Source organism: Limosilactobacillus pontis DSM 8475, from assembly GCF_001435345.1.
In the GTDB taxonomy this organism is placed as follows: Bacteria; Bacillota; Bacilli; order Lactobacillales; family Lactobacillaceae; genus Limosilactobacillus; species Limosilactobacillus pontis.
This window is the reverse complement of the sequence record NZ_AZGO01000060.1, coordinates 103,276-127,917: the sequence shown is the minus strand read 5'-3', so window position 1 is coordinate 127,917 and position 24,642 is coordinate 103,276. Positions and strand designations below refer to the sequence as shown.

At 53.0% G+C, this 24,642-nt stretch carries 18 protein-coding genes; 5 read left to right on the top strand and 13 right to left on the bottom strand.

Translation table 11 applies throughout. The features are described from left to right. Nucleotides 1-208: 208 nt before the first annotated feature. Entirely contained in the window at nucleotides 209-1,600 is a 1,392-nt protein-coding gene (rlmD, locus tag FD34_RS06475) for a 23S rRNA (uracil(1939)-C(5))-methyltransferase RlmD (protein WP_057807918.1), read from the top strand. Between the two features lie 74 nt (nucleotides 1,601-1,674). Here the strand turns inward: rlmD and FD34_RS06470 are convergent, their stop codons facing one another. Next, on the bottom strand, nucleotides 1,675-3,129 hold the full coding sequence (locus tag FD34_RS06470) for a vinyl phenol reductase (RefSeq protein WP_057807916.1): 1,455 nt from the start codon (nucleotides 3,127-3,129) through the stop codon (nucleotides 1,675-1,677). Nucleotides 3,130-3,246: 117 nt separating this feature from the next. Here FD34_RS06470 and FD34_RS06465 point away from each other — a divergent pair, with 117 nt between their 5' ends. From FD34_RS06465 to FD34_RS06455, 3 genes are all read left to right on the top strand, one after another. Next, nucleotides 3,247-4,158 carry a LysR family transcriptional regulator gene (locus FD34_RS06465; RefSeq protein WP_057807913.1) on the top strand — a complete coding sequence of 304 codons (912 nt, stop codon included), beginning with the start codon at nucleotides 3,247-3,249 and terminating at the stop codon, nucleotides 4,156-4,158. A gap of 101 nt (nucleotides 4,159-4,259) precedes the next feature. After that, nucleotides 4,260-4,595, top strand: coding sequence for a Fe-S cluster assembly protein HesB (locus FD34_RS06460; protein ID WP_235806009.1), 336 nt, complete (start codon nucleotides 4,260-4,262; stop codon nucleotides 4,593-4,595). Between the two features lie 57 nt (nucleotides 4,596-4,652). Continuing rightward, nucleotides 4,653-5,708, top strand: a complete 1,056-nt coding sequence (locus tag FD34_RS06455) for a dipeptide epimerase (RefSeq protein ID WP_057807911.1) — start codon at nucleotides 4,653-4,655, stop codon at nucleotides 5,706-5,708. A gap of 109 nt (nucleotides 5,709-5,817) precedes the next feature. Here the strand turns inward: FD34_RS06455 and FD34_RS08630 are convergent, their stop codons facing one another. From FD34_RS08630 to FD34_RS06420, 7 genes are all read right to left on the bottom strand, one after another. Further along, nucleotides 5,818-6,498 (bottom strand): LPXTG cell wall anchor domain-containing protein, encoded by a 681-nt coding sequence (locus tag FD34_RS08630; RefSeq protein ID WP_057807909.1) that lies wholly within the window; start codon nucleotides 6,496-6,498, stop codon nucleotides 5,818-5,820. A gap of 108 nt (nucleotides 6,499-6,606) precedes the next feature. Continuing rightward, nucleotides 6,607-10,350 carry a mucin-binding protein gene (locus tag FD34_RS08830; protein WP_057807907.1) on the bottom strand — a complete coding sequence of 1,248 codons (3,744 nt, stop codon included), beginning with the start codon at nucleotides 10,348-10,350 and terminating at the stop codon, nucleotides 6,607-6,609. 151 nt (nucleotides 10,351-10,501) lie between these two features. Continuing rightward, entirely contained in the window at nucleotides 10,502-11,377 is an 876-nt protein-coding gene (locus tag FD34_RS06440; protein ID WP_152936692.1) for a hypothetical protein, read from the bottom strand. 2 nt (nucleotides 11,378-11,379) lie between these two features. Then, nucleotides 11,380-11,826 (bottom strand): YSIRK-type signal peptide-containing protein, encoded by a 447-nt coding sequence (locus FD34_RS06435; RefSeq protein ID WP_057807903.1) that lies wholly within the window; start codon nucleotides 11,824-11,826, stop codon nucleotides 11,380-11,382. Between the two features lie 265 nt (nucleotides 11,827-12,091). After that, nucleotides 12,092-13,774 carry a glycoside hydrolase family 13 protein gene (locus FD34_RS06430; RefSeq protein WP_057807901.1) on the bottom strand — a complete coding sequence of 561 codons (1,683 nt, stop codon included), beginning with the start codon at nucleotides 13,772-13,774 and terminating at the stop codon, nucleotides 12,092-12,094. 57 nt (nucleotides 13,775-13,831) lie between these two features. Then, nucleotides 13,832-15,337: a glycosyltransferase gene (locus tag FD34_RS06425; RefSeq protein WP_057807898.1), complete on the bottom strand. Its 1,506-nt coding sequence runs from the start codon at nucleotides 15,335-15,337 to the stop codon at nucleotides 13,832-13,834. Continuing rightward, nucleotides 15,337-16,881: a glycosyltransferase gene (locus tag FD34_RS06420; RefSeq protein ID WP_057807896.1), complete on the bottom strand. Its 1,545-nt coding sequence runs from the start codon at nucleotides 16,879-16,881 to the stop codon at nucleotides 15,337-15,339. The genes FD34_RS06425 and FD34_RS06420 overlap by 1 nt, the downstream gene beginning before the upstream one ends. Nucleotides 16,882-17,009: 128 nt before the next feature. Here FD34_RS06420 and FD34_RS06415 point away from each other — a divergent pair, with 128 nt between their 5' ends. Next, entirely contained in the window at nucleotides 17,010-17,411 is a 402-nt protein-coding gene (locus FD34_RS06415; protein ID WP_057807894.1) for a hypothetical protein, read from the top strand. 64 nt (nucleotides 17,412-17,475) lie between these two features. Here FD34_RS06415 and pyrR read toward each other — a convergent pair whose 3' ends face one another. From pyrR to FD34_RS08825, 5 genes are all read right to left on the bottom strand, one after another. Then, nucleotides 17,476-18,012: a bifunctional pyr operon transcriptional regulator/uracil phosphoribosyltransferase PyrR gene (pyrR, locus tag FD34_RS06410; RefSeq protein ID WP_057807892.1), complete on the bottom strand. Its 537-nt coding sequence runs from the start codon at nucleotides 18,010-18,012 to the stop codon at nucleotides 17,476-17,478. A 156-nt stretch (nucleotides 18,013-18,168) separates the two neighbouring features. Next, entirely contained in the window at nucleotides 18,169-18,978 is an 810-nt protein-coding gene (locus FD34_RS06405) for a hypothetical protein (protein ID WP_057807890.1), read from the bottom strand. Between the two features lie 179 nt (nucleotides 18,979-19,157). Further along, a complete protein-coding gene (locus FD34_RS06400) occupies nucleotides 19,158-21,023 on the bottom strand; it encodes a mucin-binding protein (protein ID WP_057807887.1) in 1,866 nt (621 codons plus the stop codon). A gap of 18 nt (nucleotides 21,024-21,041) precedes the next feature. Then, nucleotides 21,042-24,287, bottom strand: coding sequence for a mucin-binding protein (locus FD34_RS06395; protein ID WP_057807885.1), 3,246 nt, complete (start codon nucleotides 24,285-24,287; stop codon nucleotides 21,042-21,044). Nucleotides 24,288-24,314: 27 nt separating this feature from the next. Continuing rightward, nucleotides 24,315-24,524 (bottom strand): hypothetical protein, encoded by a 210-nt coding sequence (locus FD34_RS08825; protein ID WP_235806007.1) that lies wholly within the window; start codon nucleotides 24,522-24,524, stop codon nucleotides 24,315-24,317. Nucleotides 24,525-24,642: the final 118 nt, after the last annotated feature.

Sequence of the window (24,642 nt, the reverse complement as noted above, 5' to 3'; positions counted from 1 at the left end):
TTCTTGCTTAATCTACGTCACTAAATTCGTTCAAGTTATTTCTTGCAATCTGCCAAGGATAAAAACTGATTATTAGTAATCTTTTAAATAGTTAGAGATTTTTCAACGTTTTGATTATAAAAGTAAGCTAATCGGACAGGGTGCGGGGTCGGCTCCCGTGGTTCGATATGCTAAAATTAAGGCACACCACTAGATCGGAGAAATCATTATGACACAGAATCACACGAAACAAGATGTCACCGTCAATGTGGGGGACCGCTTCCCACTGACGATTCGCCGCCTCGGGGTCAACGGCCACGGGATCGGCTACTTCAAACATAAGGTCTGCTTTGTTCCTGGCGCCCTGCCCGGGGAGGTTGTCGTCGCCGAGGTCACCAGGGTTATGCCGCGCTACCTGACGGCCAAGATCCACCGTCTCCGCCGCACCAGCAAGCACCGGGTCACCCCGCGCGATTCCTACGCCGACGTGGCCGGGGGCTTTGAGCTCGAAAACCTCGCCTACCCGGAGCAACTGAAGTTTAAGCGTCAGGTAGTTATCGATAGCCTAGCCAAGTTTCAGCCCTATGGTTACCGTAACTACGAGGTTCGGCCAACGATCGCCGCGCCCCAAGAGTACGGCTACCGGAACAAGGCCCAGTTCCAGGTCCGGATGATCGACGGCCACGTGGCCGCTGGGCTCTACAAGCCGGACAGCCACGACCTAGTCGATATGCAGGAGTGCGCGGTTCAGATGCCGCAGACGGTGCACGTCGTCCGGACGATGGTCAAGCTGATTGAGGAGTTAGACATCCCGGTCTATGACGAGGACCACAACAGTGGAATCATCAAGACCCTGGCGGTACGGGAGTCCCGGACAACCGGTGAGGTCCAGCTGACGATCATCACCAACACCCCCAAGCTGATCCACAAGCACCAGCTGCTCGATGCCATCGCCGACCAGCTTCCCGAGGTCGTCTCGGTCATGCAAAACGTCAACCCCGGCGATACCCCATTGGTCTGGGGCGACCAGATGATCCACCTGGCCGGGAAAGACGCGATCACCGAGAGCCTGATGGGGCTGGACTTCAAGCTCTCCGCCCGGTCCTTCCTCCAGTTGAATCCTGAGCAAACCGAGACCCTGTACGAGGAGGCGGCCAAGGCCCTCGACCTGGCACCAGAGGACACCCTGATCGATGCCTACGCCGGGATCGGCACCATCGGCCTATCCCTGGCCTCCCGGGTCAAGGCAGTCCGCGGAATGGAGGTCATCCCTGAAGCGGTGGCCGATGCCAACGAGAACGCCCGGGTCAACGGAATCACCAACGCCGAGTATGTGGTCGGCAAGGTCGAAGAGATCCTACCCCAGTGGCAACGTGACGGCCTCAATTTCGACGCCCTGGTAGTCGATCCGCCGCGAGCCGGCCTCGACGACGACCTGATTAAGGCAATCCTCAAGACTAAGCCGCGCAAGTTTGCCTACGTCTCCTGTGGGATGGCCTCCCTGGCCCGTAACCTGCGCCGGCTGACCAGCGTCTACCATGTTGACTACATCCAACCGGTCGACATGATGCCGCAGACGGCCCGCTGTGAGGCGGTCGTCAAGCTGTCCCTGCGTAAATAATCAAATAACCAGCAAAGCCCGTGGGCGATCAGTTGATGATCAGCCACGGGCTTTTTAACATCGTCCTGATCGGCCTACTTCAGGTAATCGTTGATATGGTGAGCAGCGTTGCGACCGGAGTAGAAGGCGTAACCAACACAAGTTCCCGGCATGTTAGGGCCGTAGGTGTCGCCGACCAGTCCAGAGGCGTCGTTTCCCGCGGCGTACAGGCCGGAAATGACGTGGGCGTGGTCATTCAAGACCTCGTTGGCCGGGGTCACCTTCAGACCACCCATGGTGCAGAAGGCCCCAATGTTCAGGTGGAAGCCGTAGAATGGCCCCTGGGCAACCTTCTGGAGGTATTTCGGATCCTTGCCGAAGTCATCGTCACTCCCCTGGTCAGCAAATCGGTTGTAGCGCTGAATCGTCGCGGTCAGCTTCTCGACCGGCAGCCCCATCTGTCGGGCTAGGTCCTCAATGGTATCGGCCTTGAAGATGAAGGACTTCTTAGCGGCGACGGCCCGGTCGAGCTCGTCCTGCAACTGGTCCATCTTCTGGCCCCGCTTGAAGTAGATCCCGAGACCCATGAAGTTACCAGTCGTAGCCATCTTATCAATCACAGCCTGGTCCAGGATGCTGTAAACCTGAGACTGAGTGTAGAGAGCGTTGCCGGCCAGGGAGAAGTTGTAGACAACCTCCTCGTTGACGAAGCGTTCCCCGTCCTGGTTGACCCAGAGGAGGGGCTGCTGACCGGCTGCGGTGTTCATCTGGGAGGCCATCATCTTGTAGGATGGCTCGTCCTCGTCACGTAGGTAGCCACCAAACAGCATTGCCATCCCGGTGCCGTACTTCTGCGCCCCGATGTTCCAGGCCATCCGCAGGCCATCACCGGTCCCCTTTCCGGAGCTAACCGGGACCAGCCGGGTTTCGTCATAGGGGGTTTCCGTAGCGATCATCTTGGCGTTGTTCAGGTAACCACCGGCGGCCAGAACCACGGCCCGAGCAGTTACGTCATACTTGTCACCGGTCCGGTGGTCGCGCAGGGTTACCCGCACTTGTCCGTCGGCCTGCCGGGTCAGTTTAATTGCCCGGGTCAGTGTCAGAACTTCACCACCCAGCTGTTCAAACTTCGGCTGGAGAACATCGTGGATCACACCATGACCCATCCCCTTGTAGATGTGCCAGGTAGCTTCCCCGGCCCCCATCGCCTGAACGCCTTCAAATTCAACGCCCTGATCATGAAGCCACTGGACGTTCTCGGCACTGTTGTTGATATAGTCGCGCCAGATCCGTGAGTCGGCCTTGTACTTGGAATAGTTCACCTCTTCACTCAGGACATCGGTAGCCTTGATCTTGATCCCCTTGGCCTTTTGCAGGTAGGAATTGATGGCAACCAGCCCCTCCGTGTAGTTACTGCTCCCGCCGGTGGTCTTCCCCTTCTCAAGCAGGAGCACCCGGTGACCGTCCTGAACCGCCGTCAAACCAGCCGCGATGCCGGCAGCTCCGGAACCAACAATAACAACATCATAATTATCTTGTTTGCTCTTCATAATTGCACCATCCTCTTGGTAATTTCGTCATGCTTTTATTATAATGAGATTGTGAAAGAGTTAATATGTTGAATATTGGTGACACCCGCACTAAAACGACGGGTAAGGAGGACGACAATGGATATTGAACAGCTCAAGAACTTCCTGGCAGTGGCCCAGCTGGGCAGCTTTCAGCGGGTCGCTGACCAGCAATTCATCTCCCAGCGGACCGTCTCCAAGCAGATGACCAGCCTGGAGGACGAGCTCGGGGTCCAACTCTTCTTCCGCGGGCCGAACAAGATCACCCTGACCAACGCGGGCGCCTACTTTGTTCAGCGGGCCACCGAGCTGCTCAACCAACTCGACGACAGCATCATCAAGCTCCACAGCATCAGCCAGCGAAACTTCCAGCACCTCCGGATCAGTTACTTCTCGCCATTCGAGGGGCGGCTTCTGGTCCGCCACATCCACGCCTACCAGGATAATCCCGCCAACGTCCCCATCCGCTTCCACGTCAGCGAGGCCAGCATCGAGCACCTGATCGCCGACGTGACCATGGGGATGCTTGACTGCGCCTACATCCTGGATTATGGGACCCACGAACACCTGGTCCACGCCGAGCTCACCAGTACGACGGTCGCCGACGGGGAGATGGTCCTCGGTCTCAGCCGGCGCAACCCCCGCGCTGACAAGGACTTTCTCACCAGTGCGGACCTCGCCCAGCGGCCGATCCTCTACTACAGCAATGAGAGTTCGACCTACCTCCAGACCGCCTTTTTGGCCACCCTAAAGTCGCGTAATCCGGAGTGCCAGGTCCAGCGGGTGGGAACGATCGAGCAGATGCAGACCCTGGTGTCGCTCGACCAGGCAATAGCCTTCTACCCCCAGAGTCTGCCCCTCTTCCCCAGTGATGAGATTGTCTACCGTCGCCTTAAGACTAACGGCTCCTTTGCCAACCAGCACTACACCGTCCAGCTAGTTGCCCGGACCGACAACAACGTCAACGGTCTGACCGCCTACCGGGACTTTCTGGTCAGGCACAATCGTTGATCCCCACGGCCGACCATAGGTATGGTGAAACCAAAGGAGTGATCAGTATGAAGTAAATTATCACCACCGCGGCTAGTCAATGGTTCCAGCAACATCTTAACTTGACCCGCGGCCAGGGGGTCAAGCTCTTCGGCAAGACGGTCCAACCCCACCATGTCGCCCACACCCCCGACCAGGGCTTCGCAGTTGAGGACGACCTCGCTGACGCCGTCTTGACCACCAGTAGGGACGGGATCAACTACTATAACTTTGCCGACGAGTGGTTCTTCTCCGGCCTGGTGACGACGGTCGACTACCAGTCTGGCACTGACCAGCCGCGCTTCACCTTCACCAAGGAGCAGTCAACCATGACCACCACGCCGACGAGTGATTCTCCGACTCCGGCAACCGACGCCTCCACCGCTGCTTCGCAGAAGTTCGAGGATTACTGGGAATAACCCCCTCCTGGTGAAAATGTTAGAATGGGGGAAAGAAAAAAATCGAGATGGCTAATAATGAAAGATAGTCTTATCATTCAACACGCAGCAACACAACTCGTCAAGATTCCCCTCAAGCGCCCGTTCGTCACCCGCCTACACACGGTCACGGCAATCAACGCGGTCAAGCTGAAGGTCACCCTCGCCAACGGGATGGTCGGCGTCGGGGCCGCCACCCCTAATCCAGTGGTCACCGGCGACAACCTGACCAGCATGAAGGCGATCCTCGATGACGTCATCATTCCCCAGATGATTGGGGAGTCCCTGACCCACGTCGAGCCACTGGAAAACAAGCTCCAGGCCTGTGTCGTTGGCAATCCGGGGGCCAAGGCGGCCTTCGACATTGCCGTTTACGACCTCCTCTGCCAGGTCTACCAGGTCACGCTGAACCACCTACTCGGCGGCAGCAAGCAGTCGATGGCCACCGACTACACGATCAGCATCGGTGACCGTGACCAGATGGTGGCTGAAGCCCGGGCCCTAGTCGAGAAAGGTTTCTCCGCCCTGAAGATCAAGATTGGCAACGCCCCGGTGGCGGAGGATGTGGCCACGGTCACGGCGATCGCCCACGCGGTCGGGCCCCAGATCAGCCTGCGTCTGGACGTCAACCAGGCCTGGTCCTACAAGCAGGCGCAACGGGGCCTGGCCCAGCTGGCGGCGGACGGATTGAACATCGCCTTCGTTGAGCAACCACTGCCAGCCGACCAGCTGCACGAGCTCGCCCTCCTGCGTCAGGAGAGTGACCTGCCGATCATGCTGGACGAGAGCGTCTTCTCGCCGGCGGACGCACTGCGGGCGGTCAGCGCCCACGCGGCCGACTACGTCAACATCAAGCTGATGAAGGCCGGCGGGATCTACCAGGCCACCAGGATCAACCAGATCTGTGAAGCAGCCGGCGTTCCCTGCATGGTTGGCTGCATGATCGAGGCCCCGGAGAGCATTGCGGCGGCCGTGGCCTTTGCCAATGCCCACACCAACGTCCGCTTCATCGACCTCGATTCGATCTACATGATCGACGAAAGCGTGGATCTCGGCGCTGTCAAGCGGGTCGGCACCCACCTCTGGCACGCGTGATTTATAAAATAATATCTTAACCCATACGAAAAGGCTCCACCCGGGATTATCCTGGATGGAGCCTTTTGTAATCCTCACGGGAACTAAGCCGTTTCCCGCTTATGCAACTTTATTCATGGTGACGCTTCTTACCGAGGCCAAGGCCCAGAACCGCACCCATCACACCGAGGATGGATGCCGCAAGAGTTGCGCCCTTGACGTTACCGGTCTGTGGCAGCTGCCGTGCGGCTGACTGGGTTGGCGTTTCCTTGGCAGTAGCAGTCGTCTTAGCCGGTGCCGGCGCCACGGTCTGAACGGTCGGCTCAGGGGTGGCACTTGGCGTTGGCTGCGACTGATCGGGTTGCGGTGCCGGTTGCGGCGTTGTTGGCTGAGCCAGTGTCCCGGTCTGATCAGGTGTCTTAGTGTGACTAGGCGTCGTGGCTTGACCCGGCGTTGGGGTCGTCACCTTCTCGTAGACGTAGACCGTCACCGCACCTTGTGCTGTCGCCTGACCGGTGACGTTCGTGTGCTTGACCAGCTTGTACTGGGTACCATCAGGTATCGTAATTACGTCCTTCTTGGCACCAGCGTTGTCAAAGCCCTCGCCTGGCTTCAGGTCCTTTTGACCATCAACTGATGGGAGCAGCTCGTGGGCGTCTTGGTCAACGTACTTGACCGTTGTCTTGTAGGTCTTTGAGCTTGGTGTCGTCGGGTTTGTCGGGCTCGTCGGTGTTTCCGGATTCTTCGGTGTCGTTGGACTCGTTGGTGTCTCCGGATTCTTCGGTGTCGTTGGCTGACTCGACTTTGCCACGTAAGTAACGGTGATAGTGCCTAAGTCAGTCTGGGCTGAGTTAGGATCAACGGTTACCCCATCAACCTGTGGCTTATCAACCTCATCGTAGCCAACCGTATCCGGTGACTACGAAGCAACTGCGTCCATGCCGGCCTTCTTTGCTACCCAATCGGTGTAACTCAATACCTTCTTCATTACCTTATCAATAACTGCGCGCCGCGTGAAGGTAACGGTCTGCTGGTACTTGGCCGTATGCTCCGGTGATCCATTAACTGCCTCATAGGTCTTACCACCGTCCTTGGTTCCGCGGTAAACGATCGTCCGAATGAAGGTCTTTTCCAGGTTCTTAACATCAATGCCATATTCCGGCCGGTCCGAGGTTACGTCATCCTGGTCGTGGAAGTAGTAAACATTGACGTCAGCACCATTCCTCGTTGGGTCAGAGGCCTTGTTACCGACTGCCTTACCGCTATCATGGTCGTCCTCATCACGGCTATCGAGTGCCCGAACTTTCTTGTAACCATACTTGGTCAGATCTGGTGAACCCTGCTCAGGGTATTCGGTATGCATACCACTGGCAACCCAAGCCTGGTTAGGATCGGTCGTCGCAATCACTGGTTGACCGTTGGCATCCTTCTTAATCACTGGTTGACCATCACCATTGAACTTAACCGTGCCGTTTTTATTGGTAGCCAACTCGGCAAAGCCAAAGAACAGGCCGAAGCGGTTGAAGATTGGCATCCGCACATAGTCGACGGTTTGCTTAACAGCTGGAGCGGCGTCCTTGCCGAGTTCCTCGTTGATCGTCTTACCCGTTGCGGCATCCCGGTAGTAGATGTTCCGCGATACCGAGGTCTTTTCAACGGGGTTAACCCGGTAGGTAACGACCACTTTACCAAGGTCTTCTGGTGACTTGTCTGGCTCGACCGTGACACTTTCGACGGCGTCCTTGTCGACCATCTCGTAACCAACCGTGGCCGGCGTCTTGGAATCAACCTTGGCCATGGTTGGGTCGTCACTGGTCCACGGCGTCGTTTCGAGGACCTGATCACCCTGCTTGAGGATATGGCGGGTGAAGGTGACCGTCTGCTTATAAGAACTCGTGCCATCCGGTGAACCATCAACAGCATTAAAGGTCTTATTGCCGTCCTTGGTCCCCCGGTAAACAATCGTCCGAACAAAGGTCTTGGTTTCCGTCGTCACATCGACCGCTGGCTTTTCTGGGTGGATCTCTGGAATACCGGTTTCATGATGTGGATCAGTGGTGTAAGTTACAACAATCGTGCCTAAATCAGTATTATCCGTATCTGGATTTACTGTCCGACCATCGACTTGTGGTTTATCCACACGATCGTAACCCACACTCTTTGGATCTTGTGACTTAACGGCGCTCAAACCCTTTTGTTCACTAGTCCATGGAGTAGTTTCAAGCACCTTATCACCTTCACTAAGAATGTTGCGAGTGTAAGTAATCTTTTGGACAACCTTATGTGTCTTCTCTGGTGAACCATTGACGTCTTCGTAACTGTAACCCTGGTCTTTCGTCCCACGGTAAACAATCGTCCGGATAAACGTCTTGGTTTCCTGCTTAACATCAATACTTGGCTTATCCGGATGAACTTCTGGAATACCAGTGTCGTGTTTTTGCAAGATATAAACGAGTGTTTCGTCGTTCGGATTCTTAGACGTTGGCGTTAAGGTCAGTTGGTCAGCCTTGCCAGACGTCAATTGCCAAGTACCAACCATGTCCGAGCTAGTTGCGTACTTGTCGCCCTTAGCCAGCTTGATAAAGTGCTGTTCAACTTTATTCATGGTGTGGCTACCAGCAGCATCCCACTTCACAGTGTCTGGCGTGGTCGTTGCCACTTGAACATCGTTGCCGTTAACATCCTTGACGGTTTCTGGAGTAGCTGTTGTCTTATCGACCAAGTCAACATAGACCGTACCATTGAATTCAACTTTTTGTTGAACTGAATCCTTTAAAGTTGGGCCATCTTCAGTATTTGCCTTGAAGTAGATATTACGAGTGAATTTCTTCTTCAAACTAGATGGGTCAACAACTGGATTGCCATCCTTGTCCTTAGGCACTTTATTGCTTGGCGTCTTGGACGTAATTTGCTTAACAGCGTGGCTGAAGTAAACGTTAAAGTGACTGTCTTCATTGCCGTACTTATCACCCTGGTGGTAATCAGTATCAACAAAGACATAGTAGTCAGCTTTAAGGTCAGGAATCCGCTTTTTGTTATTGTTAAGACTAATCGTGCTGCCAGTCTTACCATGGTCATCGTTGTCGTTATCGGTCTTGCCAAGTTGAACCTTGTGCTCCATACCGTCAGTGATGTCCCAGTAGGTGATGTCGGCATTGACGTCATGACTGTAGACCAGGTAAACATCCTGGTGTGACCCATTCTTAGCGTTAGTATTAAGTACCGTCTGCGGGGCATTATTTTCAGTTAGATGGGTACTGTCTGCACTATCATTAGCAGCATATTTGATATGCCAGTTACCCTGTAGGTCCCCACTTGGGATCTTGATGTCATCCTGTACGATCTGTTTGAATGCACCATCGGTAACACCCACGTTACCCGTGGCATCAACTGTCCAGGCCTTAGCGGGCACCGTACCATCAGGATCAACGTAATAGTCGTTACCGACTTTCTTAACCGCAACCGGGTTACCATCGGGTCCAACGTAGAAGTCCGATGATAGATTAGCTATTTGATCAACCTTATCTTTAAGCGTCTTGTGATCATGATCATCGGTAACGAAGTAGATCGTCCGGGTAATCTTCTTGTGAGCAGTCGTCGCCTTCTGCATGTAGATCAGATCAACGTCGGCGAGTTTACCATTGTCGGCATCCCAGACAACATTCGTCATGGCCGCTGGGTCAAACGTGGCTTCCTGGTTGGTCCCGTTATTATCTCCAACATAATGCCAATCATACTTTGCGTCGGTGGACTTAACAGGATCCTTAAATGAGGCATGGTACTCACCATTCTCACTAGTAGCCTTTGCAAAGTTGTACTTCTGATTATCAACCGTAACATCAGTTGACTTGTCATCAACCATCCAAGTCTCGGTCGCGTTGCCATCGGTAACAACATAGATATCGTTACCCTGGGCATCCGTCAGCGGCTTAGCATTGACCCGCTTGCCGTTGGCTTCATAGTAGGTGCCAGTTACCGTTACATGCTGAGTAACCGGAGATGAAAGCTCGGTACCACCAACCTTATTTTCATAGTAGTGGATCTTCCGAGTTACCGTCTTCTTTTCGGTCTGCTTGCTGGCCCGCTGCTTATAGATCAGGTAAACCGGATCCAGCGTCGTGTCCTTATCAGCTGCATTCTTCGGCGCAAAGCTAGCATCCTTATTATTAGATTCGTCTACATATATCCAATCACCAGTTGGCACATTGTTATGCTGAGCTGACCAGTTGTTATTAACGTGGATCGAATCAGGCTTTTCATCGCCCTGCGCTGCACCAAACGTGACTGATTGATCAACATTGCTTGTTACATCATCTGACTTATTATCAATTTTCCAGGTTTCCGTTGCATCGCCCGTTGTAACGACGAAAATTGGCTTACCGTTCGTATCTGTTTGAACCTTACCCTGATCGTCCTTCAGTTCAACAGCGTTTACCCGCTTCTGATTAGCATCTACAAAGTAGGTTCCCGTTAATTGAACCGTTTGGGTAGCATCTTTCTGAAGCTGCTCACCATGAATGTCATTTGCAACATAGTGGATCGTTCGGGTTGCCGTCTTAACTTCCTGCTGTTGTTTAGCAATCAGCAGGTAGTAATAGTTAACCTCTTGAGGGAAAATACCATAACGACCACTTGTCGATCGATCAACCTTATGGAAGACCAAGTTAGGAAAAGGGTTCTTTTCAGATGTCCAGTTGCCAAAATACGGGTTCCGATTTGGGCCAGCTGTAAGGTGCTCTGACGTCGGCGTAGCACTCACCGTCGCCATCTTTTCACCGGTCGCCTCGTTAATGTAGTTGACCGTAACATCGCTGTTACCAAGGAAGTAATAATAAGGAGCTGTGGCTGTATAAGTAAAGATAACTATCCCTAATGGCGACACCACCGATAAGGGCTACACCATTTTTTGTTAATAATCTCTTTAATTCCTGTTTGGCTAAGGGATAATTAAATTGATCTTGGATATATCCAAAGAGCGGCCCGATATCCATTTGGACAGACTTTCCGGGTTTTGGATGTTCTCGCGAGTATTTTGCGACCACCGGATCACTAACTTCATAAAGGTAGTCAATGATAATCGGGTCAGAATCCGTCGCTGATTTCCAAGTTCGGGTAATATCACCAGATGTTACCTGACTATGAACTTGCTTATAAGTATACCCGGGAATGTTGGCTTGGTAACCATCACTACCGAGGTCTGTATATCCCGATGGATCAATCGGTAACGTATCAAAAGTATCACCCTTATATGCATTTTTATCATCAAAATTTTGTGGCAAGGCTATATCTTGGACATGAAAATTAGCTACATAGAGAACCTTTTTATTGGTCCAGTCGATATAGCGCACATATATTGGCGATAAACGCGTGTATTCAAGCGAAATCCGCTGATCGTCACCAGTAATAACCGTTTGCTTGAGAGCACTTAAGTCACCCGTGTATTTATATCCAGAAATTTGTCGAAGAATATGATTCAGACAATCAGTACCATTAGCGTTGATGTAGTCACCAATCGTTTTGCCGACATACTCAGATCCAAACTGATAGCTCTGATTGGTCCGCGTTTTACCATCCACTGATGACATCCAGCCTAAGGATCTATTTGTAAACTTATCATGGAAGGTAAAGTTAATTACCCCTTCGTTCTCCTGATCAGTAGGAACTGTCGTAGTGTCAGCCTGCTGTGCCAACACTACTGGTGCAAAATTAGGCGTCGACGCTTGATTCGAATTATTTGGGCTACTTGCTCAGCATTAGCCTCATTCGACGCTGACGTGGACGACTGGGATGCCTTAGTAGCCCCATCAGGCTGGATACGTTGCACCACTGCCACTGAACTTGCACTGGTTTTTGCGTTATTGTCAGATTCAGCAGGAGTCGCAATGCTACTTTGCTTTACGTTAAGGTCAATCACGCCACTTTGAGGCTTGTGCTCATCTCCATTCGCTGCTGTTTGTTCAGTTTCTGGAGTGGTAGTTGACGGCGTTACTTCATCGGCGTGCGCAACCGTCCCGCCAATGGCGAAGGTCGTTCCCAGCAGGACAGATGCGACCCCAATCGTCAGCTTCCGGAGGGCGAATCGTTGTTTCTTGTCCTCCTGCCTGTACTGTTGAAACTTATGATTGTTCTTCGATACCATTCAAAATCCTCCTAAAACAAAATGGACTAACGCGTCTACTCTTTCAGTAAAATCGTCAGCCCAACTTTTTAATAAGCCGTGCGTAACCAGCCCATGAATTATCATAATTGCAATAATAATTTTAATATGGATTTCTAAAAAAGCTATAATTTATGTAATGTTATTCAAGATTCAATTAATTATCTATCAGCCATTCGCTGTTTAATGCTTACCAATTTAAAAAATTCGGCACGGTGTTGGGCCGTACCGAATTTCTAGTAATGTTTTAGTATTGGTAAACCTTGGCCTCGTATGGCCGGAGGGTGTCACCTTGATCATCGTGGTAGTTACTGATCAAGCGCTCAGCGGTGTCCGGAATATCATAGTGCCGTTCCAGGGGCTGAGCGGTGTAGTTTAGGATAACCAGCAGGGTCGTCTCCTGGTCGTGGCGGGTGTAGGCGAAGACCGCCGGATCGTCCTCATTGCCCACCACCAGGGCGTAGGCCCCGTCAGTGATCACCGGCATGGTGTGGCGGAGCCTGATCAGACGCTGGTAGTAGTAGAAGATCGAGTTGGGGTCGGCCAGTGCGTTGTCAACGTTGATCCGCCGGTAGTTGGCCATGACCTTCTCCCAGGGCTGGTGGGTCGAGAAGCCGGCATTGGCGCTGCCGTCCCACTGCATCGGCGTCCGGGCGTTATCTCGCGAGTGCATCGCCAGATATTTCAGCATCGTCGGCCCGTCGACTAACCCCTGCTCCTCCACCAGCTGGTGGTAGGCGTTCAACGACTCCAGGTCCACGTAGTCCGCCAGCCTGGTGAAGCCGGCGTTGGTCATGCCAATCTCCTCACCCTCGTAGATGTAGGGGGTGCCTTGCATGAAGTGGGTCATTGTCGCCAGCATCTTGGCCGACTTGACCCGGTAGTCCTCAGTCGAAACGTCGCCGAAGCGGGAGACGACCCGGGGCTGATCGTGGTTGTTCCAGTAGAGCGAGTTCCAGGCCGTCCCTGCCAGCTCAGTCTGCCACTTAGACAGGTTGGCGCGCAGGTCGGTCAGGCATGGCTTCTGATCATACCACTTGCCCAGGGCCGGGTTCGGGTTGGCATCGAGGTTCATGTGTTCAAATTGAAATACCATGTTGAGCTCCTGGTTGTCCAGGTTAGCGTAGCGCTGGGCGTCGGTCGGGGTGACCCCCGGCGTCTCGCCAACTGTGATCATCCGGTGCTTGCTCATGACGTGTCGGTTCATCTCGCGCAGGTAGTCGTGGACGCGAGGACCGTTGGGTACGAAGCCTTCGACGGTAGCATACTTCTCGTCGGCACTCTGGGGACCGTCCGGCAGGCCCTGGGGTTTGGAAATCAAATTAATAACGTCCATCCGGAAGCCGTCGACCCCCTTGTCAGCCCACCAGTTCATCATCTCGTAGACTGCCGTCCGCACCTTGGGGTTGGCCCAGTTGAGGTCTGGCTGCTCGGGGGCGAAGAGGTGGAGGTAGTACTGGTCGCTGGCCGGATCGTACTTCCAGGCCGGACCCGAGAAGTAGGAGCCCCAGTTGTTCGGGGCATGGCCATCCTTGCCGTCCCGCCAGATGTAGAAGTCGCGGTAGGGGTTATCGTGCCCCTGCTTGGCCGCCACGAACCAGCGGTGCTGATCGGAGGTGTGGTTGACGACCAGGTCCATGACCAACTTCATTCCCCGCTGGTGGACGGCGGCCAAGAGCTGGTCAAAGTCGGCCATCGTCCCCAGGGTTGGATTGATCGCCCGGTAGTCGCTGATGTCATAGCCATTGTCGACCTGGGGTGACTCGTAGATCGGGTTGAGCCAGAGGATGTCGACCCCCAGTTTCTGCAGGTAGTCCAGGCGGCTGATAATCCCCTGGAGGTCACCGACCCCGTCGTTGTTACTGTCCTGGAAGCTCTTCGGGTAGATCTGGTAGACCACCGCGTTCTTCCACCAATGATTGTTCTTCATGCCTAGTCCTCCTCTGATTCACAAAAGGCGGCCGCATCTTGGCCGCCTTTATTAATATTATTCATTGTCTAAGACCGGAGTCCACTGCGCCCAGGTCGTTGCCTCGCTGATTGGGTCCTGATTGGTGTAGGCACCCGTGCTCAGCCGCTGCAGGGCGGTCGGGTCCTCCAGGAGCTTGACGACCGTGGCAACGAAGCGATCCTGGTTGCCCAGCGGGACCAGCTCGCCGTTGACCCCGGACTGGACCATGTCGGCCGGGCCGTATGAGTAGTCGTAGCTAACCACCGGCACCCCATGGTTCAAGGCCTCACCCATCGCTAGCGGCTGGGCGTCGATCCGGCTGGCATCGACGAACAACTGAGCCCGGTCATAGGCAGTGGTGAGGTCGACCTGGTAGCCAGCGAAGGTTACACAATTGTCGAGACCGGCCTGCTTGACCTGGTCCTTGTAGCGTTTAACATCCTCTGCTACCCCGTAGCCGTACAGGGTTAGCCGACTGGTCGGCACCTGCTTATGGATGGCAGCAAACATTGTCAGCAGCTGACCAACCTGCTTGTCCTCACCCAGCCGGCCGACGTAGATCAGCTGACCCGGTGTCCGGTCGGCCATCGCCACGGTTGTCGCGGACCGCTTGACCGGCGTCCCGTTAATTGCCAGGACTGGAATCTGGTCGCCGATCCGTTGGCGGAGGTTCTCAGCCTGGTGGTCGGTCATCACGATGATGCCATCCCACCGCTTGAGCTCACTGGTCAGCGGCTCCTGGAGCATCCCGTCCAGCGGCCCGTTCAGTGGGTCCTGGCCATCGTCGACGTGGTTGATCGGCAGCCAGAGGTAACGCTTGGCATCACTGGTCATCCCCAGTACCGGCTGGATCGCCATCGCCGGCCGGTCGGCGATAAAGGTATTGCCCGTGCCGTTAGTCCGGTTCAACTCGTCGAGGAAGAAAGTGAAGAGGTCGTCGAGACTGTCGAAGTAGTGGTCATGGCCCTGGTAGTCCCGCAGGACGTTTAGGGAGTTGATCGGCGTGTTCTGGACGGACTGGACGTAGTAGCGCTCCAGGTAGGTGCTGCCGTCCGGTCGGTAGTAGCGCTCAAAGAACTCCTGGCCGTCCTGGCCGAAAAAGGCGTCGACCACCTTGAAACCGCGTAGGTCGTAGTGCTGACGGAGGGTCAGGTTACCGGCGGGGTCGTACCAGTCGACCCGGTTGACCTCGCCGACCGTGCCCCCGGCGAAGAAGACCTCAGCGACCAGGCGCTGTCCGTCTTTGACCTCGCGAGAGTTGTTCCCAGTGCCAACCTGGTAGTCAGCGGAAAGGTGAAGGTCCTCGGTATGACGGGGCCGCCCCTGATAATCCGTTGTTCCGGCGAAGAAGTCAAACATGTTGACGAGCTGGTCGTCACGGAGGCCGAAGCGCGGCATAGTATGGTGAAGGACCGGATCAAAGTCACGGGTGGCGATCTTGGCGGCCGCGCCGTGGTCGGTGAAGAGCTGGACCCGCTTGATCTCAGCGTGCTCAACACTCGAATTACTACTGAGTAGGTATTGGTTCACAAAGAAAAACACTATTTCTGGGCCTCCTTTTCCTGCATATCCGTGATGATCCCCTGCCAGAGCTTCATGACGTTGGGCGCCGAGTAGCGTTCACTGTCCGCGTAGGCGTTGGCACTCATCTTCGCCAGCCGGTCCTGGTCACTCAGCAGGGCAATGATTGCCTGGGACAGGCCATCAATGTCGCCGTTGGTGGTCAACAGACCGTCGCGCCCGTCGATCACCACGTCGGCGGGCCCGTACTTAATATCGTTGGCAATGATCGGCAGGCCGTGCGACTGGGCCTCAACCAGGGAGAGCGGCAGGCCCTCGACCCGGCTCGGCAAGATCAGTAACTGGGCATCCTCGTAGACGGCGTTGACATCGGTCGTGTAGCCATGGAAGGTAACCGAATGACCAATTCCCTCGTCGGCCACCATCTTCTTGAGCTGCTGGTCGAAGTTGTCATTGGCGTAGCCCCAGAAGTCCAGATGGGCACCGGGAACGCTGGCCAGCACCTGTGGCCAGGCCTTCAGCAACTGGTCCTGCTGTTTCTCGGGGGACAGGCGGGCCACCATGACCACCCGGTTCTTGGTCCGCTTTGCAAACGGCACGTGGGGCTTGTTCAAGACCGCATCGGGCACGATCGGTCCTGGGATCCGGAAGATCGGGACCCCAGCCTGGCTGAAGCGGGCCTTGACGTCGTCCTGTTGCTGGGGGGTTAGAGCAATTACCCCGTCCCAGGCAGTGAGGTGGTGCAGGCCCCACTCGTAGTTGTAGTTCAAAGTCGAGTGGAGGATGTCGTTGTTATTGTTGATATGGTCGTTATGCAACTGCATGTAACGCGGCACCCGGTTCTTCATGTGGAGGACCGACCAGCCCACCTCGTAGACCCGGTCAACGACCAGACCGACGGGACCCTCCCCGCAGATCGACCGGTCGGTGACCAGCTGGTCGTAGAAGAAGCGGGTCAGCTCGTCGAGGCCGGCAAACTGATAGTCCTGACCGCGGTAATCGAAGAGGTGGTAGGTTTTGATCTCCTTGCCCCGCTTGTCCTTCATGTGGGCCAGCTGGAGGGCCAGCTTACCGGTCGGCGTGAAGTAGTTCTCTGTGGTGATGTTGCCCTGCCAGTCGTAGACCTGTTCTACGGAGAGGAAGCCGCGCACGTCATACCACTTGACGTTGAGCAGCTTGCCATAGTGGTCGAAGTACTGCAAGTTGATGATGTGCTTCTTGGCGTCGTTGCGCCGCCGGACATAGAGGATCCGGTGGCCATCACGGGCGTAGGAGTAGTTGATGCCATCAGCCTGCCGGCGCCAGGACGGATCAAGCTGGAGGTCGCGGATGGTGACGTCTTTGGGCGTGACGGTGCAGGCGTCCTGGAAATAGTCGAATAGGTTTACGAAGTCGGCGTCAGCGATCCCGGCGTGCTCAGTCACCAGGTGGAGCTCGTTGGAGTACTGGCGGGTGACGATCTTGCCCGGCTGGTCAAACTGCTTGAACAGCTTGAGCCGCTTCATCTGGGCGTGTTCGATCCCCGATTTATTTTCCTGAATGCCGTCATTTAAGAAAAATAGCATTAGACATTCCCCTTTTCTGTTTCACAAGTTGAGTTTAGCATACTTTTCGCAATCCGCGGGTCTGATGTGTGGGAGGAAGCGGCCGAGTGTGTTATTATCATTATTATATAGAAAGAAGTGGAAGAGATATGCAAAACCCATTTGGCAATAACAATAATAATGACCAAAACCTGTTTAACCTCAACAATCTCCCCTTACCACCAAACTACGCTAAGATTGTTAACAACCAGGGGGACCTGCGTATTGCCAAGGTCGGCTTCTCGTGGACGACCCTCTGGTTTGGCCCCATCCCGGCTCTCTTCCGGGGGGACTACTATAATTTTCTCCTGATGATCGTCCTGGACATGGACTATGTCCTGGTGGCAATGTTCTTTGGCTGGAACCAGCTGCTTGAATTCCCGTGGCCGTCGATTGCGTTCGGCTTCTTCTACAACATGATGTACTTCAAGCATCTCTTCAACAAGGGCTACCACCCGGCCGACCAGCGCTCCCGTGAGCTACTGACCCGGGCCCGATACTGGAAAGAATAACACAAAAATGTGAAAAAAACGGCGCTGACCGCGTGATTGGTCAGCGCCGTTATTTTATTTATCGTTAATTATGATCGATCGTAACGTCTTCGTGCCCGTCATATTCCTCAACCGCCACGTGAACCGTCTCGTTCATGGCCGTTGGGATGTTCTTACCGACAAAATCAGGCCGGATCGGCAACTCGCGGTGTCCCCGGTCAACCAGGACGGCCAGGGAGATCCGCTTCGGCCGGCCCATGTCCATCAAGGCATCCAGGGCGGCACGGACCGTCCGCCCGGTGAAGAGGACATCGTCGACCAGGATGACATGCTTGTCGGTGATGTCGGTGTCGAGTTGGTCGGTATTGACCGTTGGCTCGCGGTGGTGGTCCGGCACGTGGCGGTCATCCCGGTAGAGGGAGACGTCGAGGGCCGCAACCGGCACACTGACATTTTCGAGCTGGTTGAGCCGCTTAGCGAGGCGCTTGGCAAGGTAGACCCCCCTAGTCTTGATGCCGACAAAGACCAGGTTTTCGACCCCCTTGTTCTGTTCGATAATCTCGTAGGTAATCCGGGTTAGCGCCCGCTGCATGCTTGATCCATCAACAACTTCGTGTGCCATTTTGCCACTCCTCTTCCTTTTCAATAAACGACACTTCAAAAATTACCATTAAAGAAGCGTCGTCGACTTTCTACCGCCCCTTGGTGGCCTCACGGAACCGCCATTAAAGGTAATTGTATTTATTTTACGGGCCAATCTGGACCCTGTCAAACATTGCTATTCCGCAAACTTGTCCATCCAGCCCTGAACCATGCTGCTGATGTTGTTCCAAATATTCTTAAAGCCGCTCTGGTTCTTCAGGTCGTTGACGATCTGAATCCCGTTGTCCGGGTCCTGACGTACCTGCTGCACCACGTTGGTAACCTGGTTCAGCCGACTCTTGGTGCTGTCATTATTGACCTGGTTAGTCAGCTGCTGGTTTTGATTTTCAATCTTATCCAGGCGCTGGTTGAGGGCGTCCTGGTCTTTATCGTGTTGGTACTGCTTGACAGCGCCCCGGAGCTCGGCGACCTGGTTAGCCAGCTTTTGGTTATCACCATTCAGTTTGGAAACACTACTGGAATTGTTGGCAATCTGGCTGCTCTGCTGGGCGTTATTAGCCGCCTGGTCCTGCTGCTGGCGCCGGTGGCTCGACCAGCCCCACAGTAGGCAGATAATCACGATCACCGCGAGCAGACCCCAAAGCCATCCACGCTTCTTCTGCGGCATCGCGGTCTGATTAGTCGGCTGGGTCGGCTGACTTGGTGCGGTTGGTTGGCTTGATTGGCTCCGCAGTGGCCGCACGTCCAGGGTCACACTCGTCTGGGCGGTCTGGCCGGTGGCGTCCATCACGCTGATGAGCACCGGGTACTCCCCTTCCTGATTGATATTGACCTGGGTGAGGTTGAACAGGGCCTTGTCGGTCAGGTCTTCACCGTTGTTGCCGGTCACGTGAACGCCGAGCTGGCGCTTGAGATCCTCCTGGTTAATCGTCTGTCCCAGCGGCCAGTCAAGGTACTGCCGCACGGTGGTTATCGTCAATGCCATTGTTATTTCCCTTATCTTTCATTTTCCTCAATTGTACCACGCGGCCAAAAGAAAAGCGGCCCACGATCAAATTGATCGTGAGTCGCTTTTGCTTGGCAGTGGTAACCCCAAATTATTCGTCATGGTTTAGGGGGTTTAATTTAATTTGTGTTTAGGGTCTATCAATGCCAAGACTGGCGTTATTCATGACGCTTCTTCGTGGCAGCAAAACCGCCGGCAAGTGCTAAGCCCATCAGGCCAAGAGCAGCGGCAGAAACAACTTCTGCGTTGCCGGTCTGTGGCAAGGTAGTGTTGTTCCGTTGCGCCGCCCGTGGTGTCGGCTGACCCTGGTGCAGGCTGACCGGTTGGGCAGTAACCACCTTGGCTACTGGTTGAACTACCGGTACCGGCTCAGGTGCAGCCGTTGGAATAGTCGGCCGACCAGCTGGTACTGGCCGCGGTGTTGGTACGCTTGAACCTGTTGGTTGTTGACCACTTGGCTTTGTCGGCTGAGCCGTCGGTTGTGTCGGACTCGTTGGCTTCGTCGGCTGATTCGTCGGTTGCGTCGGACTCGTTGGCTTCGTCGGCTGAGCCGTCGGTTGCGTCGGACTCGTTGGCTTCGTCGGCTGGACTACTTTACTATAGGTGACTGTCCGAGTCACATTACCATCACCAAAGTTAACCGTAATGGCTGGAATAAATTTCTTATCTGCCTGGTAACCGACAATCTCCGGAGACATAACACTGGTAAATTGTTGGCTATCTACTGGCTGCCATTCAGTTTGACCAGTGACTAAGTCCTTAGTCCCATTCTGGGTGAAATGCTTAGTCACAACCACATCATCATGAGCTGGCTTACCATTACTGTAAACGTAATGAATCGTTTCCGTAACGTCACTCTGCCTGGTCGTCGGCTGGGTACCATGCTTTAACGTGATGTAGTAGATCTGATCGACCGCATCGTTGCTGTCAAAGTTCGGTGCATTGCCAGCCGGGTCGTAACCATTCTTGACCAGAACATAATGTTCATTAGCAAAGGTGGCCTGGTCGTCCTCAGATAAGTATGGAATAACCGTATCAGACTGACCACTCTGAGTAACAGTCTTCAGGTCGTCTCCCGTCACCTGATCAACAAAGACGATCTTAGCCCGTTGTTGGGCAACCGGCATATAGTGAACGTAGACGACGCTATCCGGTTGTTGATGAGTAACCGTCTTACCGCCCGCCATTGTCTGATCAGTGGTATATCCCTTGACTGTCGGTGACTTCACCTGCTTATAGGTCTGCGCCGTCGTCCAACCATGGTCAGCAATCTGTTCGCCGGTTACCTTATCAATCACGATCTCATGAGTAAATTGAACGTGTTGACTATTATCATCGGGAGCGACTGAATTTCCATCTTGGTCAACATAGTGAATCATCTGGGTCCCATTGATGGTCAAACTCTTAGCGTCCGTGTGTGGACCATACTTTGGGCCACCCGGATTCTTATTGATCGGCTGGCCTGGTTTACCAGGGTGCTCCGGATTGATCGTTTGAATGTCATGCTTCAACGTAACGTAGAAGGTTTGGTCAATATTTTGATCGTTATCAAAACTTGGTGCCTTATCAGCTGGATCGTAACCGTTCTTAACTAATAGGTACCCATTATCAAGGTAACCTTGGAGATCACTCTTGGAACGGTATGGAATTGTGGTATCAGCATCCCCGTGTTGTTCAACACTCTTCAGGTTCTGGCCTGTTGTTTGATCAACGTAGATAATTATGGCCTGTTGTTGAGTACTAGTATAGATAACGCTCTTGAATATATCACTGCCGCCAAAGTTGACCGCAATTGCTGGTACCTCGGTAACGTCCGGTACATAGCCAGCGATAACTGGTGACTTAACACTAGTGAGCTGTTGACTGGCAACTGGCTGCCAGGTAATCTGCTTAGTTACCTGATCCTGGCTACCGTGCTGGGTAAACTTAACCTCAGCTGTTACTGGGGCATGGGCGGTCCGCCCATTGCTATAGAGATAGCTGATGGCCTCATGAACCACACTGTCACGGGTAACATCGGCCATAGCGTGCTTCAGGTGGACTTAAAAGGTATTCTTAGCATTATCTGCCTGGTACTTCTGCCCGGCAAAGTTATTGGAAACCAGGGTGTAGCCTTGACCCTCGTAGTCCTTAATCTGGGTGTTGACGTCATTAGCGAACTTGATTGGATCCTGGTACTTGCCAGTCCCATTGTCAGTCTGCAGAACCGCACCCGTGTTATCGTCAATATACTTGATGGTGGCTTGTAGCTCAGCCGGGGTGTAGGTAACCCGCCGAACAACATCACCATCGTTGTAGTTAACCATGATGGCCGGAATGCTCAATTGATCTGGAGTGTAGCCAGTGATCGTCGGTGACTTGACACTGGCGAACTGTTGGCTAGCAACTGGCTGCCAGGTGATCTGCTTAGTAACCAGATCCTCCGTCCCCTGCCGACTAAATTGCTTCTGAGCAGTGACGTCCTTAGCAGCGGTAGTACCATCCGCATAGACATAGTGAATCGTCTCATGAACAGTTGGCGTTTCACTGACATTCTTCGTACCGTGCTTCAAGTAGATATAGTAGGTCTGGTCGACGTTACTGTCGTCATCGAATTTCGGCGTTGTCGTCGGATCATACTGGTTATCGTCCAGGACGTAACCTTGACCCTCGTAGGTCTTCAGGTCATTGGCGGATTGATAAGGAATCGTCGTATCGGAGGCCCCGTGTTCCATCAACGTATTCAGTGTCTGACCAGTTGTCCGATCGACGTACACAATCGTTGCAACCTGCTGACCAGCCGTATAGGTTACCGTGGTGTTAATATCTGGATCACCATAGTTAACGGTGACCGCTGGAACCACCGTATAATCAGGTGTGTAACCGGAAATCGTCGGTGACTTAACACTAGCGAACTGTTGGCTAGTAACTGGCCGCCAGGTAATATCACCGGTGACGAGGTCCTTGGTCCCATTCTGGGTAAAGGTCTTTTCAGCGATTACATCATCATGAGCCTTCTTACCACCAGCGTAGATATAGTGGATGGTTTCGTTGATTGTGTCATCACGAGTCGTCTCCTGCGTACCATGGGCCAAGTGGATGTAGAAGGTCTGATCAATATCGCTACTATCATCAAAGCTTGGTACCTGATTATCCGGATCATAGCCGTTGTTGACAAGCTGGTAACCCTGATCACTCAATTTCTGTAGATCGCTAGCGGAGTAATAATCAATGACCGAATTAGACTTGCCACTCTCTGTGACGGTCTTAACGTGATCACCAGTATTTTGATCAACATAGATGATCGTCGCCTTTTGAGTATCATTAACCGGCGTGAAGTGGACAATATCCTGACTATCAGGATTCTGGTAGGTCACCGTCTCCCCACCGGAAACTGTTTTGTCCGGTGTGTACCCGGCAACCTCAGGGGTCTTGACCGTCTGGTAGGTCTGTGGGCCTGTCCAGCCGTGGTCTTCGACTGTTTGCCCGGTGACCTTATCGATCACGATCTCATGGGTGAATCGAACATGCTGACTGGTATCGTTTGCCAGCTGCTTATCCTTCGGCAGGCCAGTATAGATAATCGTCTGGGTACCATTGATGGTCAGACTCTTGGCATCCGTCCCTGACTGGTACTTAACGCCGTTCGGATTATTGTTAATTGGCTTACCTGGGTTGCCTGGATGACTCGGGTTAATCGTCTGGTAAGTATGCTCCAAGTAAATATTGAAGTTCTGGTCAACATTGCTGTTGTCGTCGAAGTTTGGTGCTACCCCCTTCGGATCATAACCATTACCATCCTTAACCAGTTGATAACCATCATCGAAGTAACCCTGCAGATCGTTCTTAGACAGGTACTGGATAGGCGTGTCAGCGTTCCCTTTCTGGGGGATGATCTTCAGCGTCTTCCCCGTGGCCTGGTCAATGTAGGTGATCGTTGCCTTTTGGTCACCCGCATGGTAGGTAACCGTCTTGACGATGTCTTTATCACCGAAGTTAACGGTCTGGGCCGGGATTGAGCCCTGATCGGCAACGTAGCCAGAAATTTGTGGTGAATCAACGACCGGCAGCGTCTGTAGCTCGGTCTTATCCCAGATGATTCCCCTATCTTTCTCCCCCGTCTTGGTCATGTCCTGCTTGCCGCTTCGTATCCAGGTGACGTGGGCCAGGTAATCCGGAGCAGCTTGCGAACCGTCAGTGTAAACATAATGGATAATTTCATTGACCGTGTCCGTATCCGAAACATTGACGATGTTATGGGCAAGGTGCACGGTAAATGCGTTATCGCCGTTATTGGCCTGGTAGGTTTGGTTATCGAAGTTGTTGGAGACGAGCCGGTATCCCTGCCGTTCATAATCGTTGATCTTGTTTAGGACGTCAGGCGAGAAGGTAATTACCGTGTCGAACTTCCCACTGGCATTGTCGGTCGATAAAGGCTGGTTATCAGTATCGTCGATGTAAGTGATCTTAGCGGTCTGATTATCAGCCTTGTAGATAACGGTCTTCACGATATTGTAACTGTTATATTTAACCGTGACTTGAGGAATTGAGGCTTGATCAGGCGTATAGCCCTTGATCGTAGGAGAACTGACCTTGTCAAAGGTTTGGCCTTCAGTCGGGTAATTCCAAGTCGTCTGTTTAGTCACATCATCGTAGGTCCCCGTCCAATTGAAACTAGCCTCAGCGATGTAGTCTGGTTCGGCCATATCACCGTTCTCGTATTGATAGTGGATAGTTTCGTGAACCGTATGGTTGTCGTTAAGCTGGCAGGTAGCGTGTTTCATAATGACAACGAAGTGCTGATCATTCTTACTGTCGGTATCAAACTTTGTGCTATCACCAAAATTATTGCTTACCAGTTCATAGCCTTTTTTATTAAGAGCACTAATAGCGTCCGCAATCGGTGTACCTTTGCCAAAGCTAATCACTGCTTCTGGCTTACCAGTGGCAGCATAGGTTGTCGTAATTCCTGTAACATTAATTACCGGGCTATTGTAAGGATTATCAGAATCGCAACCACTAGTATCCTGGTCAACGAACTTCAAGTCAGCCTTTTGTGATTGAACAAGGTTGATCGTAATAACGTTATCCGTAGTCTGTACGGCAAACTTCCGCGGATTAATTGTCTTACTATTCACATCTACATTAGGATTATTGTCAGCTAGTTCATACTCGTCCGTGTCCAAGTAATCATTTAATTGCTGTTGTGGAATGGTAAGGACCATACTATCCCCGACCTGACCAGTTAAACTATCCTTGCTATCACCATTGGTCAATTCAATCGGATTATCTGGATCAGTAACGTCCATAAACTTTACCTGACCAGTCGTCTGATTTTAAATCGGCAAGGTAAAGAAACCTTGATACTCTGGAGTAAACGAATAACCATAGACCGGTAAAAGCTTCCCGCTATAATTACTATCCATCGAAACATAGTTTAGACGAATGTTGGTTGTCTTGGCCGAAGGATCAACCCAACTCAAGAACAGCATCCCCGCATATTTATTAGGAATAATGTTCCCCTGCCCATCAACCTCAGGAATCAAGCAGACACTATTCGTTGCATTCGCATTGTTAATAAATACAGAAAAAATTAAAATTTAGCGCAAGTATCGCGCTTATAATGCTGGTTATCAAAACACCAAAATGATAATTGCATCATCA